The 16256-nt window shown below is 72.8% G+C and carries 14 protein-coding genes; 7 read left to right on the plus strand and 7 right to left on the minus strand.

Annotated features, from left to right (window positions below):
- From ACFXPK_RS03570 to ACFXPK_RS03585, 4 genes are all read right to left on the minus strand, one after another.
- On the minus strand, positions 1-1112 hold a 1112-nt coding region (locus ACFXPK_RS03570), incomplete at its 3' end, for a TerD family protein (protein ID WP_385071214.1).
- 259 nt (positions 1113-1371) lie between these two features.
- Positions 1372-1938: a TerD family protein gene (locus ACFXPK_RS03575; RefSeq protein WP_384995906.1), complete on the minus strand. Its 567-nt coding sequence runs from the start codon at positions 1936-1938 to the stop codon at positions 1372-1374.
- Positions 1939-2129: 191 nt separating this feature from the next.
- Positions 2130-4259, minus strand: a complete 2130-nt coding sequence (uvrB, locus tag ACFXPK_RS03580) for an excinuclease ABC subunit UvrB (protein ID WP_384995843.1) — start codon at positions 4257-4259, stop codon at positions 2130-2132.
- Between the two features lie 86 nt (positions 4260-4345).
- A complete protein-coding gene (locus ACFXPK_RS03585) occupies positions 4346-5233 on the minus strand; it encodes an MHYT domain-containing protein (RefSeq protein WP_385071217.1) in 888 nt (295 codons plus the stop codon).
- Positions 5234-5537: 304 nt separating this feature from the next.
- Between ACFXPK_RS03585 and ACFXPK_RS03590 the strand changes: the two genes are divergently transcribed.
- From ACFXPK_RS03590 to ACFXPK_RS03605, 4 genes are all read left to right on the plus strand, one after another.
- Complete coding sequence (locus ACFXPK_RS03590; RefSeq protein WP_385071219.1) at positions 5538-6425, plus strand: glycerophosphodiester phosphodiesterase; 888 nt, start codon at positions 5538-5540, stop codon at positions 6423-6425.
- Positions 6426-6504: 79 nt separating this feature from the next.
- A complete protein-coding gene (locus tag ACFXPK_RS03595) occupies positions 6505-7059 on the plus strand; it encodes a methylated-DNA--[protein]-cysteine S-methyltransferase (protein ID WP_385071222.1) in 555 nt (184 codons plus the stop codon).
- A gap of 84 nt (positions 7060-7143) precedes the next feature.
- Positions 7144-8112 (plus strand): pseudouridine-5'-phosphate glycosidase, encoded by a 969-nt coding sequence (locus ACFXPK_RS03600; RefSeq protein WP_384995852.1) that lies wholly within the window; start codon positions 7144-7146, stop codon positions 8110-8112.
- Positions 8109-9035, plus strand: coding sequence for a carbohydrate kinase family protein (locus ACFXPK_RS03605; protein WP_385071225.1), 927 nt, complete (start codon positions 8109-8111; stop codon positions 9033-9035). The genes ACFXPK_RS03600 and ACFXPK_RS03605 overlap by 4 nt, the downstream gene beginning before the upstream one ends.
- Before the next feature lie 84 nt (positions 9036-9119).
- Here the strand turns inward: ACFXPK_RS03605 and ACFXPK_RS03610 are convergent, their stop codons facing one another.
- Positions 9120-9764 (minus strand): uridine kinase, encoded by a 645-nt coding sequence (locus ACFXPK_RS03610; protein WP_385071228.1) that lies wholly within the window; start codon positions 9762-9764, stop codon positions 9120-9122.
- 181 nt (positions 9765-9945) lie between these two features.
- The gene (locus ACFXPK_RS03615; protein ID WP_384995859.1) at positions 9946-10617 is read right to left on the minus strand and encodes a winged helix-turn-helix transcriptional regulator; all 672 of its coding nucleotides are present in this window, start codon (positions 10615-10617) and stop codon (positions 9946-9948) included.
- Positions 10618-10704: 87 nt separating this feature from the next.
- Here ACFXPK_RS03615 and ACFXPK_RS03620 point away from each other — a divergent pair, with 87 nt between their 5' ends.
- On the plus strand, positions 10705-11916 hold the full coding sequence (locus ACFXPK_RS03620) for a pyridoxal phosphate-dependent aminotransferase (protein WP_384995862.1): 1212 nt from the start codon (positions 10705-10707) through the stop codon (positions 11914-11916).
- A gap of 474 nt (positions 11917-12390) precedes the next feature.
- Here ACFXPK_RS03620 and ACFXPK_RS03625 read toward each other — a convergent pair whose 3' ends face one another.
- Complete coding sequence (locus ACFXPK_RS03625; protein ID WP_384995864.1) at positions 12391-13122, minus strand: hypothetical protein; 732 nt, start codon at positions 13120-13122, stop codon at positions 12391-12393.
- 227 nt (positions 13123-13349) lie between these two features.
- Between ACFXPK_RS03625 and ACFXPK_RS03630 the strand changes: the two genes are divergently transcribed.
- Positions 13350-14507 (plus strand): S1 family peptidase, encoded by a 1158-nt coding sequence (locus tag ACFXPK_RS03630; protein WP_385071233.1) that lies wholly within the window; start codon positions 13350-13352, stop codon positions 14505-14507.
- A 318-nt stretch (positions 14508-14825) separates the two neighbouring features.
- Positions 14826-16256, plus strand: a 1431-nt coding sequence (locus ACFXPK_RS03635) for a translation initiation factor 2 (RefSeq protein WP_385071235.1), incomplete at its 3' end; no start/stop codon positions are given.

A 16256-nucleotide genomic window follows, 5' to 3' on the forward strand; every position in this document is an offset into this window, starting at 1 on the left:
GCCCCCGCGCGGTGTGGGGTGCGGCGGCGGTCTCCCACCGGCGGGGCCCGGGCGGCGGGGGCGCGGGGGCGGGCGCGGCCCGCGGCGGGGGCGCCGCCGCCCGCGCCGCCGACGCGGTTGCGTGGGTCGGAGAGGACGCGGTCCAGCTCCTGGTCCATCCGGGACTCGGCGAAGTCCATGGCGCTGCGGTAGGCGGCGACGGTGCGGGCCAGGTCCTCGAACATCCCCCAGACCTGGTTGTAGAGCCGTTCGTCCATGGACCAGCCCGTGGCGTCCCCGGCGACCGGGCGGGGCGGCTGTCCGGGCGGTGCGGGGGGTGCGGCGGGCGGCGGGGTGGGCGGTGCGGCGGTCACCCGGCGGGGGTGCGTGTAGTTGACCGCGCCGGCGGCGCCTCCCGCCGCCGCACCGGGCGCCGTGGCGGGTGGTGCGGCCGGGTCGGCGGGGAGCGGCTGCGGGGCGGCGGACGGCTGCCGGCCGTCGGCCCGGGTGGCGTCGGTCCTGGCCCGCGCGCCGTCCTGCGCGCCGGTCGCCCCGGTCAGGGGGGCCTGTACGGCACCGGCGAGATGCCGGGCAACGGCCTCCTGGACGGCCGCGGCGAAGCTCGCGGCCTGCGGCAGGCCCTGGTCGGCGAGGAGTTCGGCGAGGCCCCCGGCGTACCCCTGGCCGACGGCGCGCACCTTCCAGGCGCCCTGTCTGCGGTAGAGCTCCAGCGCCAGCACGGCGGACTCGGTGTCCAGGCCGGTGAGGGTGAAGCTGGCGATCTCGGTGCCGTCGGTGGCGGTGACGGCGGCGAAGGGCGCGGCCGTGGCGCCGAACCGGTCGGGTCCGCCGGTCCCCTCGGGGAGCGCGAGCAGCACATGCAGGAGATGCGCCTGCTCGGGCAGGACGTCCAGATCGACGTGGTAGCGCAGCGAGGCGGCGGCCTGGCGGGACACCTCGATGCCGGGGAGGCGGGGCGAGCCGGGGTGGGCGATCCATTCGGGGCCGCGTACGGCGCCCTGGGCGTCGCCCAGTGTGGCGCAGGCCAGCACCGGGGCGCCGGCCGTCACCCGGATCTCCAGTCGGGTGTGGGGCAGGGGGTGGTTCTGCCCCCGTACCAGCTCGGCCGTCATCGCCTCTGTCCCCTCGTCGGTGACGCGTCGTTCTTGAGATGTGGGTGGTACGGGTGCGGCTCCGGGGCACGCTCCTCGGGTGCGGCCCCGGGAGGGCGCACTTCTCGGGCGCGGGGTCCGGGCACGTTCCTCGGCCGCGGGGTCCGGGCACGGCCCCCCGGCCGCGCTCCCTGGTACGCCGGAGCGGCGGCGCGGCTCCCGGCGGCGCGGGCGGGGCCCGGCCTCCGGGAGCCGCGTACGTCGGCCGCCTGCGCCGTGGTTACAGGTGCGGCAGGATCGACGGCATCAGGTCCTGGAACGTACGGCCGTTGGCCGGGTTGCCGAGGGCCGTCATCTGCCAGCCGGAGCCGACCCGGTGCACCTTCGCCATGATCTGGGCGGTGTACTGACCGCCGCCGTCGAGCGTGTAGCGCGCCAGTTCCTGGCCGTTGGTCTCGTCGACGATGCGGCAGAAGGCGTTCTGCACCTCCTGGAACGTCTGGCCGGTGAAGGAGTTCACCGTGAAGACGATCTGGTCGATGTGGACCGGTACCCGTGCCAGATCGACGAGGATCGCCTCGTCGTCACCGCCCTGTCCCGCGCCACCGACCAGGTTGTCCCCGGTGTGCCGGACCGAGCCGTCGTCGCTGACCAGGTGACGGAAGAAGACCACGTCGACCGGCTGCTTGTCGGCGAAGAGCACCGCCGAGGCGTCCAGGTCGATCTCGCGCGTACGGGAGCCGAACAGGCCGCGGCGTGGCGCGGCCTGCCAGCCGAGCCCCATACGCACCGCGGTCAGCGAGCCGCCGCCCTTCTTCTCCAGGCTGATGGCCTGTCCCTTGGTCAGATTGACCCCAGGGCCCCCCGGCGCGCCGCCCTTCGCTACGTCCACCACGCGCTGTCCCCTCTCGAATGGTTTCCCCCGCAACCGTCCGTGTGCGGTTACGCGTACGCGGCACCCTACGCAGTCGCGCGCACGGGGCAGGAGACATGGACCGCTTTTGTGTCGGTCTTGCAACACACCAGGTGTCCGGCGTGTCAGGCCAGTCCCGCCTCCCTCATCTGCCGCAGTTCCTTCTTCAGTTCGCCCACTTCGTCGCGGAGCCGGGCGGCGATCTCGAACTGCAGCTCGGCCGCCGCGGCCCGCATCCGCTCGGTCATGTCCTCGATGATCCCGGCGAGTTCGGCGGCGGGGCGGTCGGTGACCACCGCGCCCGTGCCGGCGCCCTTCCCGCTCCTCGCCGGCTGCGCGCCGAGCGAGGGGACCGGTGTGGTCTTCGCCTTGCCGTCCTTGGTCTGCCGGTACCCCGTGCCGAGAAGGGCTTCGGTGTCGACCTCCTCGCGGGCGATGGTCGCGACGATGTCGTTGATCTTCTTGCGGAGCGGCTGCGGGTCGATGCCGCGCTCGGTGTTGTACGCGGTCTGCTTCTCCCGGCGGCGGTTCGTCTCGTCGATGGCCTTCTCCATCGCCGGGGTGATCTTGTCCGCGTACATGTGGACCTGGCCGGAGACGTTGCGCGCGGCGCGGCCGATGGTCTGGATGAGGGAGGTGCCGGAGCGCAGGAAGCCCTGCTTGTCGGCGTCGAGGATCGCCACGAGGGAGACCTCCGGCAGGTCGAGGCCCTCCCGCAGCAGGTTGATGCCGACGAGGACGTCGTACTCCCCCGCGCGCAGCTCGCGCAGCAGCTCGACGCGGCGGAGCGTGTCCACGTCGCTGTGCAGGTACCGGACCTGGATGCCCAGCTCCAGGAAGTAGTCGGTGAGGTCCTCCGCCATCTTCTTGGTGAGGGTGGTCACCAGGACGCGCTCGTCTTTCGCGGTGCGCTCGCGGATCTCGTGCACCAGGTCGTCGATCTGGCCCTCGGTGGGCTTGACGACGACCTCGGGGTCGACGAGCCCGGTGGGGCGGATGATCTGTTCGACGAACCCGTCGGAGCGGGAGAGTTCGTACGCCCCGGGCGTGGCCGAGAGGTAGACGGTCTGGCCGATCCGCTCCTGGAACTCCTCCCACTTCAGCGGCCGGTTGTCGAGCGCGGACGGCAGCCGGAAGCCGTGGTCGACCAGGGTGCGCTTGCGGGAGGCGTCGCCCTCGTACATCGCGCCGATCTGCGGGACGGTGACATGCGACTCGTCGATGACCAGCAGGAAGTCCTCGGGGAAGTAGTCGAGGAGGGTGTTGGGCGCGCTGCCGGGCGAGCGGTCGTCGAAGTGCATCGAGTAGTTCTCGATCCCGGAGCAGGAGCCGATCTGGCGCATCATCTCGATGTCGTACGTCGTCCGCATGCGCAGGCGCTGGGACTCCAGGAGCTTGCCCTGCTTGTCCAGCTCGGCCAGGCGGGTCTCCAGCTCCCGCTCGATGCCGTTGACCGCCTTCTCCATGCGCTCGGGTCCCGCGACGTAGTGGCTGGCCGGGAAGATGTACAGCTCCTGGTCGTCGCTGATGACCTCGCCGGTGAGCGGGTGCAGCGTGGAGAGCGCCTCGATCTCGTCGCCGAACATCTCGATGCGGACGGCCAGCTCCTCGTAGACCGGGAAGATCTCGATGGTGTCGCCGCGGACGCGGAAGGTGCCCCGGGTGAACGCCAGGTCGTTGCGCGTGTACTGGATGTCGACGAAGCGGCGCAGGAGCTGGTCGCGGTCCAGCTCCTCGCCGACCTTCAGCGGCACCATCCGGTCCACGTACTCCTGGGGCGTGCCGAGGCCGTAGATGCAGGAGACCGAGGCGACCACGATCACGTCACGCCGGGTGAGCAGGGAGTTCGTCGCGGAGTGCCGCAGCCGCTCGACCTCCTCGTTGATCGAGGAGTCCTTCTCGATGTAGGTGTCCGACTGAGGGACGTACGCCTCGGGCTGGTAGTAGTCGTAGTACGAGACGAAGTACTCGACGGCGTTGTGGGGCAGCAGCTCGCGGAACTCGTTGGCGAGCTGGGCGGCGAGCGTCTTGTTCGGCGCCATCACCAGGGTGGGGCGCTGAAGCTTCTCGATCATCCAGGCGGTGGTCGCCGACTTTCCCGTGCCGGTCGCGCCGAGCAGGACGACGTCCTTCTCCCCCGCGCGCACACGCCGCTCCAGGTCGGCGATGGCCGTGGGCTGGTCGCCGCTGGGCTGGTAGGAGCTGACGACCTCGAAAGGCGCCACCGTACGTTCGATCTTGGAAACGGGCCGCATGGATCCACCGTACGACCCCGCACTGACAGTGGGGTCCCGAGCGGCTCCCGCGGCGGCCCCGGATCAGGCGTGCGGCGGGGCGGGGATCACCAGTCGTGGACGTCCGGAGGGCTGCGGCGCGGGGTGCGGGCGGCGGTCCTGTCGGCCGGTTCGCGGTAGGCCGGGCGGGACCTGATCCGCTGCGTGGGCACCCCGGAGCGCCCGCACGAGCCGGACCCGGAGCCCGTGGACGGCTCCCTGCCGCCGGTCAGCAGCAGCGGGTCGACCACCACCGCGACGCTCGCCAGCAGCAGGAAGACCGCCGGGCCGATCAGCATCGGGACGAGCAGTTCGGCGGCCCGTTCGCCGGTCGCGGCGCCGGACGTCTCCTCCAGGTGGACGTGGACGGCGGCCATCGCCGTGTAGTGCATACCGGTCGACGCGGCGCCCATGACGAGGCTGGCGGCCAGGCTGGCCATGAACCCCCGGCGCGAGACGACGACCCACAGGGCGCCGGTGGCGGCGATGACGGCGATCAGCACGGAGACGGCGACGGTCACGGTGTCGTAGCCGATGTTCCCGCCGTCGAGCCGCAGCCCCGCCATGCCCAGGTAGTGCATGGTGGCGATGCCCAGGCCGGTGATCGTCCCGCCGGTGAGCAGCGCCATCGGGGTCGTCGCGCGGTAGCCCACGATGAAGATCCCGATGCCGACCATGAGGATGCCCACCGCCAGGCTGGCGAAGGTCGTCAGCCGGTCGTAGCCGACGGGCGCCTCCACGACGACGAACCCCGTCATCGCGATGAAGTGCATGGTCCATACACCGGAGCCGATCGAGGCGGCGCCGAGCGCCAGCCCGCCCGGTTTCCAGGCGCGCCGGGTCCGCAGGCACCTCATGGTGCAGCGCAGGCCCAGCGCCGAGCCGAGGCAGGCCATGAGAAAGGCCACCACGGGTGTGACGAGGCCGTAGCTGAATCCATCGATGGTGCCCTGCATGTCGGTTTGCCCTTCGCCCCTTGTGGTCACTGTACGGATGCGCTGGTTTCGGGAAGGTAGGACGGTCGGCCTTGGATTCAAACAGGTACTCGGCGATTTATCGACAGGGGTCGTCCCGAACCGACGTATCCACAACTCCCGGACAGTTCTCCCCCGGCGTGTCTTCACGATGCCACCTCATGCTGTGACTTCATGTCGTGGCCGTCCTTCGCCTGTCTCCTGTTGGCCGAAGGGTGTCACCCTCGGGCGGACCGTCCCACCGCACACCCCCCTTCACGACCACCTCACGACGCGAGGAGTCCACGTGTACGCACGCACCTCAGTCACCACGGCCGCCGCACTGCTCGGGGTCTCGGCCCTGATCCTCCCGGGCACCGCCACGGCCGCCACCGCCACCGCGGACCCGGCGGCACGGTGCGGGAGCCCGCTCGTGATCGCGCACCGCGGCGCCTCCGCCTACGCGCCGGAGAACACCCTTCCGGCCGTCGACGCGGCCGACGCGCTGGGCATCGACTGGGTGGAGAACGACGTCCAGCGGACCAAGGACGGCCGGCTCGTCGTGATCCACGACGACAGCCTCCCGCGCACCACGGACGTGGAGCGGGTCTTCCCCGACCGGGCGCCCTGGAAGGTCAAGGACTTCACCGCCGCGGAGATCGCCCGCCTGGACGCGGGGAGCTGGTTCGGCGAGCGGTGGGCGGGCACCCGCGTACCGACGCTGGAGCAGTATCTGCGCGCGGTCGAGGCCAACCAGCAGAAGCTGCTCCTGGAGATCAAGTCCCCCGAGCTGTATCCGGGCATCGAGAACGACATCCTGCGGGTGCTGCGCCAGGAAGGCTGGCTGGACCGGGCGCACGTCAGGAACAAGCTCGTGATCCAGAGCTTCAGCGCGGACAGCGTCCGCGCCGTGCACCAGGGGCGGCCCGACATCACGACGGGCTTCCTCGGCACGCCCCCGGTGGCACAACTCCCGTCGTACGCGGCGTTCACGGACCAGATCAACCCGACGCACACCTCGCTGACCGAGGAGTACGTGGCGGCGGTGCACCGTCTCAAGGGCGCGCACGGCAAGCCGCTGACGGTGAGCACGTGGACGGTCAACGACGCGGCGGGCGCGGTACGCGTCAGGGACCTCGGCGTGGACGGCATCATCACCAACAACCCCGACGTGGTGCGGGACGCGATCGGCTGACCTGGCCGGCCGAGCCGGGGCCGGCCCCCGTCGTCGCCGGTCAGGAGCGTTGTCGGTGGCGGCCCGTACCGTGGTTCCCATGAACGGGTACGGGCGGTCGCCGGTGTCGCCGGTGGAGTGGGCCGTCGTCGAAAGCGCCATCGGTCCGCTGCTGCTGGCGGGGACGGACCGGGGGCTGGTGCGCGTCGTCCTCCACGCGGAGCCACGCGTACGGGAGAGAGCGCTCGCCCAGCTCAGGGACCATCTGGGCGCCGAGCCGGCCGAGTCCGCCTCCGGCCTGCTGACGGAGGCGGTACGCGAGCTGGCGGCGTACTTCGCGGGTGAACTGCGGGAGTTCGGCCTGCCGCTGGACTGGACGCTCTCCTCCGGCTTCAACCGCCAGGTGCTGCGGGAACTGGCGGCGGGTGTCCCGTACGGCACGGTGGTCGGCTACGGCGATCTGGCGCGGCGGGTGGGCCGCCCCACGGCGGCGCAGGCCGTCGGCGTGGCGATGGGCTCCAACCCGCTGCCGGTGGTCGTGCCGTGCCATCGCGTGGTCGAGAGCCACGGCGGGCTGGGCGGCTTCGGCGGCGGGCTGGAGACGAAGAGGCGCCTGCTGGCCCTGGAGGGGGTGCTTCCGGAGCCGCTCTTCTAGGACGGGGGATGTTTCCGGCCGTCGGGCCGCCGGCGGGCGCGCGGGCACGTTTGCGTGAGCCCCCCGGGTGCCAGGGATGGGGACATGCCCGACACAGCAGGCACCACATCGCAGCTCTCCCCCGAGGTACGGGAGGCGCTGGCCACGGGGCGCCCCGTGGTCGCCCTGGAATCGACGATCATCGCGCACGGTCTGCCGAGGCCCCGGAATCTCGCCGTCGCCGAGGAGCTGGAAGGGCTCGTACGCGCCGGTGGCGCCGTCCCCGCGACCGTGGCCGTCCTGGACGGCCGCCCCCATGTCGGCCTGGACCGGGACCAGTTACGGCGGATCGCCCGGGACGGCTCCGTACGGAAGCTGGGCCACCGTGATCTGGCGCCCGCGATCGCGGCGGGCGCCGACGGCGCGACGACCGTGTCCGCCACCGCGTTTCTCGCCGCGCGCGCCGGGATCCGGGTCTTCGCGACGGGCGGCCTGGGCGGGGTGCACCGCGGCTGGACCGAGACCCAGGACGAGTCGGCCGATCTGCGGCTGCTGGCCAGGACCCGGATCACGGTGGTCTGCGCGGGGGTCAAGTCGATCCTGGACGTCCCGGCGACCCTCCAGCGGCTGGAGACGCTGGGGGTCACCCTCCTCGGCTACGGGACGGAACGTTTCCCCGGCTTCTACCTGTCCTCCTCGGGCGAGCCCGTCGACTGGACCGTGCGCACACCGGAACAGGTCGCCGCGGTGATGGCCGCGCAGGACGCGCTGGGCGGCCCGGACACGGCGCTCGTCGTGGCCAGCCCCGTCGCGGAGGCGGACCAGCTCGATCCGGAGCTGCACGACCGGGTGCTCGCCGAGGCGCTCGCCGTCTGCGCGGAGCGGGACATCGGCGGCCAGGCCGTCACCCCGTTCCTGCTGGACCTGCTGGCGCGCCGCACCTCGGGCGCCTCGCTGGAGGCCAATCTCGCGGCGGTACGCGGCACGGTGCGGCTCGCCGCGCGGATCGCCGCCGCGTGGACGGCCCCGGAGGCTCCCGGATCCCCCGCCGGGCCGAAGGACGGCGGCAGATGACGGGCCGCCACGGCCGCCCGGGGACGGGGCTGCTGGTGATCGGTGACGTGGTCACCGATGTGGTGGCGCGGTACGGCACCCCACTGGCCCACGGGACCGACACCGCAGCCGAGATCCGTACGCTGCCGGGCGGCTCGGGGGCGAACGCCGCCTGCTGGGCCGCGCACACCGGCTGCGCGGATGTCCGGCTGCTGGCCGGGGTGGGCGCGGACGCCCGGGACTGGCACGCGGAACGGCTGCGGCGCGCGGGGGTACGGGCCCGCCTCGTCGTCGACGCGCGGGCGCCGACGGCCACCGTCGTCTGTCTGGTCGACGCGACCGCCGAGCGCACCCTGCTGACCGACAGCGGCGCCGCGCTGCGCCTGTCGCCCGCCGTCTGGTCACCGGAGCTGCTCGACGGGGTCGGACGGCTCCATCTCTCCGGCTATCTCTTCTTCGCCGACACCAGCCGGCCGCTGGCTCTCGCCGCGCTGGCCTCGGCGCTGGAGCGCGGCGTTCCGGTGAGTGTGGACCCCGCCTCCGCGGGCTTCCTCAAGGAGCTGGGGGCGGATCGTTTCCTCGCGGCGGTCGAGGGCGCCGAGACCCTGCTCCCCAACGCGGACGAGGCCCGGCTGCTCACGGGGCTGCCGCACCCGGCGGACGCGGCGGCCGAGCTGAGCAGGCGGGTGCCGGTCGCGGTGGTGACGCTGGGCGGCGACGGGGCGCTCGTGGCCGAGCGGGGCGCGGTGACGGCCAGGGTCCCGGCGTCCCCGGCACGCGCCGTGGACTCGACGGGCGCGGGGGACGCCTTCACCGGCGCCTTCCTGGCGGCGCGCCTCGGCGGGGCGGACCCGGCGCGGGCGGCGCGGGCCGGCTGCCGGGCGGGCGCGCGGGCGGTGGAGATCCCGGGCGGCCGACCGGCACCGGCACCGGCACCTGAGTGAACGGCACGGGAGCAGAACAGCACCGGTGCAGCGGGGAGTCGGCCAGGGACCACGGACGCGCCGAGGTTGCCGGCCGCGCGCCGGTCAGGCGGGGCGCAGGCCGCTCCACGCGGGGTGGCGCGGGTCGTCGGCCCGTACGACCACATCGGCGCTCGCGGCCGGGTCCACCTCCGTCTCGTACCGCTCGAAGGCGGGGAGCGTCCAGCGCTCGCCCGGTTCCGTGCGGCGCAGGAGCGCCCCCGGTGACAGCCGCAGATGCACCGTGAGGTCGAACGGGAACCAGTGCCCCAGCAGCAGCGGCCCGTGCACCACCAGCACCCCGCCCGGGGCGAGTTCGCGGCGCGGGGTGCGGGTGGCCCGGTCGGTGACCGGGTCCCAGAGGTCGGGCAGGACCAGCCCCGTGCCGCCCGGGTCCAGCGGGCCGAGCACCTCGCGCCAGAGGGCGCCGGTGTCGAACCATCCGCTGTAGTACGTGTCGGGGTCCTCGCGCCCGTACTCGTACCGCAGCGAGGCCGGGCGCAGAAAGCCGCCCGCCCCGACGACCAGCACCGAACGCCCCCGTACCCGCAGCGCCTGGGCGAGCGCGGCGGCCGAGCGGTCCGGGCGGGCGGCCGGGGCGCCGTCGAAGGCGACGCGCAGCCAGGGGCCGCCGTCGGCCGCCGGCGTCTCCAGCAGCCGGTCGGCGACGGTCTCGGTCAGCCGGTCCCAGGTGATCGCTTCGAGTCGCACCGGTCCATCATCGTCCAGCCTCCGGGCGAACGGAGCGGCGCGAGGTTGACGTGGGGCACTCGCCCCTGACCGCCTCCGCCTCCGGCCGCTCCCACACCTGGCCGTCCCCGCCCCTCGGCGGCCCCCGGACGCCCCCGGACGCCCCCGCCCGGCCCGCGCCCCCTGCGTCCCCGGCCGTGCCTCACTCCCCCCGCAGGGCCTTCGCGAGCGTCCCCTCCCCCGCCACGTCGATCCGCCCGTCGCGTACCCCGTCCGCGACCGTCAGCGTGCCCGCGCCGAGCGCGCGGCAGGTGTCGGCGTCCAGGGTCAGACAGGCGTCGGGACCGGGCGCGGGGCCGTCGCCGTACACCGGCCGGGCGGCGTCCCGTACCGCCCGGTCCGCGTCCTCGTCCCCGAGCCGGAGGTGGAACACGCCCTCGTCGAGCCGGACTTCCACCACGCCCTCGGCCCCCGGGGCGCCGAGCGGCCCCGACAGCGCCCGCAGCAGCGGTACGGCGAACCAGTGGGCCCGTACCGCGTCCGTGGGGCGGCGCTCCTCCAGCGCCGGAGCGCCCCATTCCGCCAGCGCGGTGAGGACCGGCAGCAGCCCCCGCCCCCGCTCGGTCAGTTCGTAGACGTACGCGGCGGCCGGCGGGGGCAGCCTGCGCCGCGTGGCCAGTTCGTCGCGCTCCATGTCCTTCAGCCGGGAGGCGAGCACATCCGTGCTGACGCCCGGCAGATCCGCGTGCAGATCGGTGTAGCGGCGCGGCCCCGCCAGCAGTTCACGGACGATCAGCAGCGTCCATCGGTCGCCCACGGCGTCGAGGGCGCGGGCGGCGGCACAGTACTGGTCATAGCTTCGGCGACGTGGCATGCGACGCAGTCTAGACATGTCGTTGGACTTTCCAAGCTCACACTTGGTAAAACCAAGTATCGCACTCAAGGTCGGGGAGGCCACCGCATGGAATTCCGGCAGTCGAGCAAGCTCAGTGAGGTCTGCTACGAGATCCGCGGCCCGGTGATCGAACACGCCGACGCGCTGGAGGAGGCGGGCCACAGCGTGCTGCGCCTCAACACCGGCAACCCCGCGCTCTTCGGGTTCGAGGCGCCGGACGAGATCCTCCAGGACATGATCCGGATGCTGCCGCAGGCGCACGGCTACACGGACTCGCGGGGCATCCTCTCCGCGCGCCGCGCCGTGGCCCAGCGCTACCAGGCGCTCGGGCTGAACGAGGTCACGGTCGACGACGTCTTCCTCGGCAACGGCGTCTCCGAGCTGGTCTCCATGGCCGTACAGGCGCTGCTGGAGAACGGCGACGAGGTGCTGATCCCGGCCCCCGACTTCCCGCTCTGGACCGCCGTCACCACGCTCGCGGGCGGCCGGCCGGTGCACTACCTCTGCGACGAGTCGGCGGAGTGGTACCCCGATCTGGACGACATGGCGTCGAAGATCACCGACCGCACCAAGGCCGTGGTGATCATCAACCCCAACAACCCGACCGGCGCGGTCTATCCGCGCGAGATCGTCGAGGGCATCCTCGATCTCGCCCGCCGTCACCAGCTCATGGTGTTCGCCGACGAGATCTACGACCAGATCGTCTACGACGACGCGGTCCACCACACCGCCGCCTCCCTCGCCCCCGACCTGGTCGTCCTCACCTTCAGCGGGCTCTCGAAGACGTACCGTGTGGCCGGTTTCCGCTCGGGCTGGCTCCTGGTCACCGGCCCGAAGCAGCACGCGCGCAGCTATCTCGAAGGGCTCACGATGCTCGCGTCGATGCGCCTGTGCCCCAACGCGCCCGCCCAGTACGCCATTCAGGCCGCCCTCGGCGGGCGTCAGTCCATCAAGGAGCTGACCGCGCCCGGAGGCAGGCTGTACGAGCAGCGCGACCGCGCGTGGGAGAAGCTGAACGAGATCCCCGGCGTGTCGTGCGTCCGGCCGAAGGGCGCGCTGTACGCGTTCCCCCGGCTCGACCCGAAGGTGCACAGGATCCACGACGACGAACGGTTCGTGCTGGACCTGCTGCTGCGCGAGAAGATCCAGGTCGTGCAGGGGACGGGCTTCAACTGGCCGCGCCCCGACCACTTCCGGATCCTCACCCTCCCGTACGCCGACGACCTCGACGCGGCCATCAGCCGTATCGGACGCTTCCTGGGCGGATACCGCCAGTAGCGAGTGTCAGGCGGAAAAAGGAGCGGACCCGGGGGCGTAGCCAACCTCCCGGGCCCTGAGTTGCCACCCATCTGGCACGCCGGCACGTTTAAGAGCCCAGGTCATTCATGAAGTCGCCGCGTCCTGCCTTTGGACCACCGCGCATCGAGCTGCGCAGGCCGGAGTTGAACCGGCATTTCGACGTCCGGGGCCTGGGCCCGTTCGATCCGGCGATCGGCGGCGAATGCTGAGTCTGGAGCAATAGTCTGAGATTGATCGCGGTCTGCCTCTGCCCGTTGGGCTACCGCGGCCCGTCCATCCGTACGGATGTGCCGCGGGGAGGACTCGAACCTCCACTGGAACCGCGCCGTTCACGACAAGCCTCAGTTTCAGCTTGCGCTCCTCGCGCACCCCGGCACACACCGGAACAGGGCTCAAGCCCTGCCCCGACGGCCGGGGAATCCTTGGGAACTGCTCTGTTCCACCCGAGCGAGACTACCCGAACAGGTAGCCGAACACGGCGTCCCCCACCCGCTCGTCGGTGACCTCGGCGCTGTTCGCCTCCTCGCGGGCGAACTTCACCGCCTGCTGAAGCTTCTCCACCCGGTCGAGCAGTTCGTTGACCCGGCGGGCCGGCAGCGCTCCGCTGAATTTCACCGTGGTCCAGTAACCGACGGGAATGTCCTCGTAGTACACCTCGACCTGTGCCGGGTGCTTCTCCGTGGCCTCCGCCTTCACATGGTTGCGCGGCACCTTCTTCGTACGGAGGGTGCGTACCGCCTCCGTCTTCCAGTCGTCCGTAGACGGGTCCTGGCTCCAGGACTCCGCCGCGTCCAGCACCGGCAGCTTGCGCACGAAGGTGTTGAGGTCGGTGAGCTGCTTCTCCAGGAAGAGCAGATACGCCACCGGCGCGTCGCTCACCAGCACCCGTCCGTCGACGGTGACATCGGCGCGGGCCGTGCAGTTCGCCCAGTCCTTCGTCGCGGTCACGTCGAACAGGCGCGTCAGGGTCTTCGCGGTCTCGCGCAGGACGTCCTCGGCCTTGACCTGGACCCGGGTGGACTCGGGCGGAAGCTGCTCGCCCTCCTCGTCCTTCGCCTGGTACGTACGGGAAATCCCGGCCAGCAGCGCCGGCTTCTGGAGTCCGTGATGGGCCGCCGTCAGGTCCTGGTGGGTCTTGGACTTGACGCCCTTTTCGACCGCGATTATCTGATTGAGTTTCGCCACGCCGTCGACCCTAACAAGCCAACAACCCGCGCTCGAAGGATTAAACGATCGCACCGGGGGACATCGAGGGAGGCGGAGGGGCGGCGGCCCGGCGCCCCGACGCACACAACCCTTGGTATGGACCTGTCACGCGTCCCTCGGTTACGCTCCGCCTGGCATCGCTTGGAAGCGCTCTCAGGCGCTGCTGTTCCACCCCCACGCTGCTGGAACACAGAAGGGCAACTCCCTTGAGACGTACGACTGTTGTTCGCACCGGACTCTCCGCGCTCCTCCTCCTCGGCACCTGGGTGACCGCAGGGATCGCGCCCGCGGCCGCCACCCCCGCCACCGGCGCCGACGCCAAGGCCCCCGCCTCCGCGGGCATGCTCGCGGCGATGCAGAAGGACTTCGGCCTGACCGAGAGCCAGGCCGTGGCACGGATGGCCGCGGAGAAGACCGCCGCCGCCGTCGAGACCAAGGCGAAGCGCGCGGCGGGAGCGTCGTACGGCGGCGCCTGGTTCAACGCGGACAGCGGCAAGCTGACCGTCGCCGTCACCGACGCGGCGAAGGCCGACGCGATACGGGCGACCGGAGCGACCGTACGCCTCGTCAAGCACAGCGAGCGGCAGCTCGACGCGGCGAAGGACCGGATCGACGCGTTCGCCGACGACGCGCCGGCCGGTGTCAGCAGTTGGCGCGTCGACACCAGGACCAACCAGGTCGTGGTGGACGTCGTGGCCGCGCGGAAGAACGACAACGATGTCCGCGCCTTCGTGGCCCAGGCCCGCGAGGCCGGCCCCGTCACGATCGCCGAGACCGCCGAGGCCCCGACGACCTTCGCGGCGGGCACGGTCGGCGGCGACCCGTACTACACGGGCAACGTCCGCTGTTCCATCGGCTTCTCGGTGCAGGGCGGCTTCGTCACCGCCGGGCACTGCGGCTCGACCGGCGCCCAGGTCCGGGGCTGGGACAACTCGTACATCGGCAACTTCCAGGGCTCGACCTTCCCCGGCAACGACTACGCGTGGGTGAACGTCGGCAGCGGCTGGTGGACCGTTCCGGTCGTCCTCGGCTGGGGCACCGTCTCCGACCAGCTCGTGCGCGGCTCCAACGAGGCCGCGATCGGCGCCTCGATCTGCCGCTCCGGCTCCACGACGCACTGGCGCTGCGGCAACGTCCAGGCCAAGAACGTCACGGTCAACTACTCCCAGGGCGCCGTGTACTCCATGACGCAGACCAGCGTCTGCGCCGAGGGCGGCGACTCGGGCGGCTCCTACATCAGCGGTGACCAGGCCCAGGGTGTCACCTCGGGCGGTTCGGGCAACTGCACCAGCGGCGGTACGACGTTCTTCCAGCCGCTGAAGCCGATCCTCAACCGCTACGGCCTCACCCTGCACACCGCCTGACGTTCTCCACGGGGCGCGTGAGCGGCTGACGGATCGGCCGCGAGGACACGGACGCGCCGCACACGGAACGGACGGGGAAGCCTGTCGAAGCCTGTCGCACCGGACCGGGCCGGGAAACCGCCCCGGCCCCCGGGCGGCAGGCTTTCCGGCGTGCTCCCGCCCTGCGCCGGCGTGTCCCGCGCCGCTGCACCGGCGTGCTCCCGCGCTACGGATGAGGCGCCGGAGGTAGAGTCTGCGACCATGCCGTCGTGCCGTCCCGGGCCCGGGGACCCCTCGCAGACCCCGGGAAGCGCCGTATCCGCGGGCTCCACACCGTCCGTGCCGAGCGCCGACGACACCGGCGGCGGCAGCGGTACGGCACCGGCGCTGCGGACCGTTCTGTACGCCGTACGCTCCGCCACCGCGCTCAACCGGCTGCTCGACACGCTCCCCGCCTTCGCCGGGGACCACCGGGTCCGCCCGGTCTTCACTCTGGTCCCCGGCTCCGACTTCAGTACGGACGCGCTCGCCGCGCTCGACGGGGCGGGCGCCCGGACGATCCCCTGGTCGGAGGCGGTACGCGGCGGGCACGACCTGGTGGTGGCGGCGAGCCCCAACGGACCGCTGCACGAGCTGCCCGGCCCGCTGGTGCTGCTGCCGCACGGCGCCGGGTTCAACAAGCGGCTCCCCCACACCTCGACGGACGACTCGGCGTCCGGGCTCCATACACGGCAGCTCCTGCGCGGCGGCGTCCCGCTCGCCGCCCTGCACGCCCTCGCGCACCCCGACCAGTTGGCCCGGCTCGCCCGCGAGGCGCCGGCCGCCGCGCACCGGGCCGCCGTGGTCGGGGATCCGACGCTGGACCGCGTGCTGGCCTCCCGCACCCGCCGGGAGCGGTACCGGGACGCGCTCGGCACCGGCGGACGGCGGCTGGTGGCCGTGGTGTCGACGTGGGGGCCCGAGTCACTGCTCGCGCGCCGGCCCGGACTGCCCCGGCGGCTGACCGCCGAACTGCCGTACGACGCCTACCAGGTGGCCCTCGTGCTGCACCCCAATGTCCACAGCAGGCTGGGCAGGTTCACCCTGCGGGAGCAGTTGGCGCCCGCGCTCGCCGCCGGGCTGCTGGTGGCGCGCCCCCACGAGGAGTGGGCCGCCGTGCTCAGCGCCGCGGACTGCGTCCTGACCGACCACGGCTCGTCCGCGCTCTACCCCGCCGCCCTGGACCTGCCCCTGATCGGCTGTTACGACGGCGGTACGGAGCTGCTGGCGGCCAGCCCGATGGCCGGGCTCCTCGCCCGGGTACCGCGGCTCGCGCCGGACGAACCGCCGGCCGCGGTGATCGACGCGGCCGTCACCGGCCACCGTACGGGGGACACGAGGGCCCTGGCCGCTGCCGCCTTCGACCAGCGGGAACGTTCGCTGGACCACCTCCGCACCCGCTGCTACGCGCTGCTCGGTCTGGAACCGCTCCCGGGCCGTGTCCGCCCCCGCCCGCTGTCCGTGCCCCGCATCGCGGCGCAGCGGCCGACCGCGCTGGCGGTACGGGTCGGCGTACGGGGGAGCGTGGTGTCCGTGGCCCGGCATCCGCTGGACAGTGGTCCGCACGACGGGCATGTGGCCGCGGAGGACGGGGTGTCCACGCTCGACGAGATGCGGAGCGCGGGCCTCGTCCACCGGCGCGCCCGGCCCCCCCCCCCCGGCGCGCGGCCCGCGCCGGGCCCCCGGTGGGCGGGCGGCGGGCGGGCGGGCCCCCCCCCGGGGGGGGCCGCC

Source organism: Streptomyces sp. NPDC059142 (genome assembly GCF_042755665.1).
In the GTDB taxonomy this organism is placed as follows: domain Bacteria; phylum Actinomycetota; class Actinomycetes; order Streptomycetales; family Streptomycetaceae; genus Streptomyces.

Excerpts from the sequence above, each read along its gene's own strand:
- ACFXPK_RS03620 (WP_384995862.1), top strand. The coding sequence starts at position 10,705 with ATGGAATTCCGGCAGTCGAGCAAGCTCAGTGAGGTCTGCTACGAGATC.
- ACFXPK_RS03615 (WP_384995859.1), bottom strand. The coding sequence starts at position 10,617 with ATGCCACGTCGCCGAAGCTATGACCAGTACTGTGCCGCCGCCCGCGCC.
- ACFXPK_RS03595 (WP_385071222.1), top strand. The coding sequence starts at position 6,505 with ATGAACGGGTACGGGCGGTCGCCGGTGTCGCCGGTGGAGTGGGCCGTC.
- uvrB (WP_384995843.1), bottom strand. The coding sequence starts at position 4,259 with ATGCGGCCCGTTTCCAAGATCGAACGTACGGTGGCGCCTTTCGAGGTC.
- ACFXPK_RS03605 (WP_385071225.1), top strand. The coding sequence starts at position 8,109 with ATGACGGGCCGCCACGGCCGCCCGGGGACGGGGCTGCTGGTGATCGGT.
- ACFXPK_RS03600 (WP_384995852.1), top strand. The coding sequence starts at position 7,144 with ATGCCCGACACAGCAGGCACCACATCGCAGCTCTCCCCCGAGGTACGG.
- ACFXPK_RS03585 (WP_385071217.1), bottom strand. The coding sequence starts at position 5,233 with ATGCAGGGCACCATCGATGGATTCAGCTACGGCCTCGTCACACCCGTG.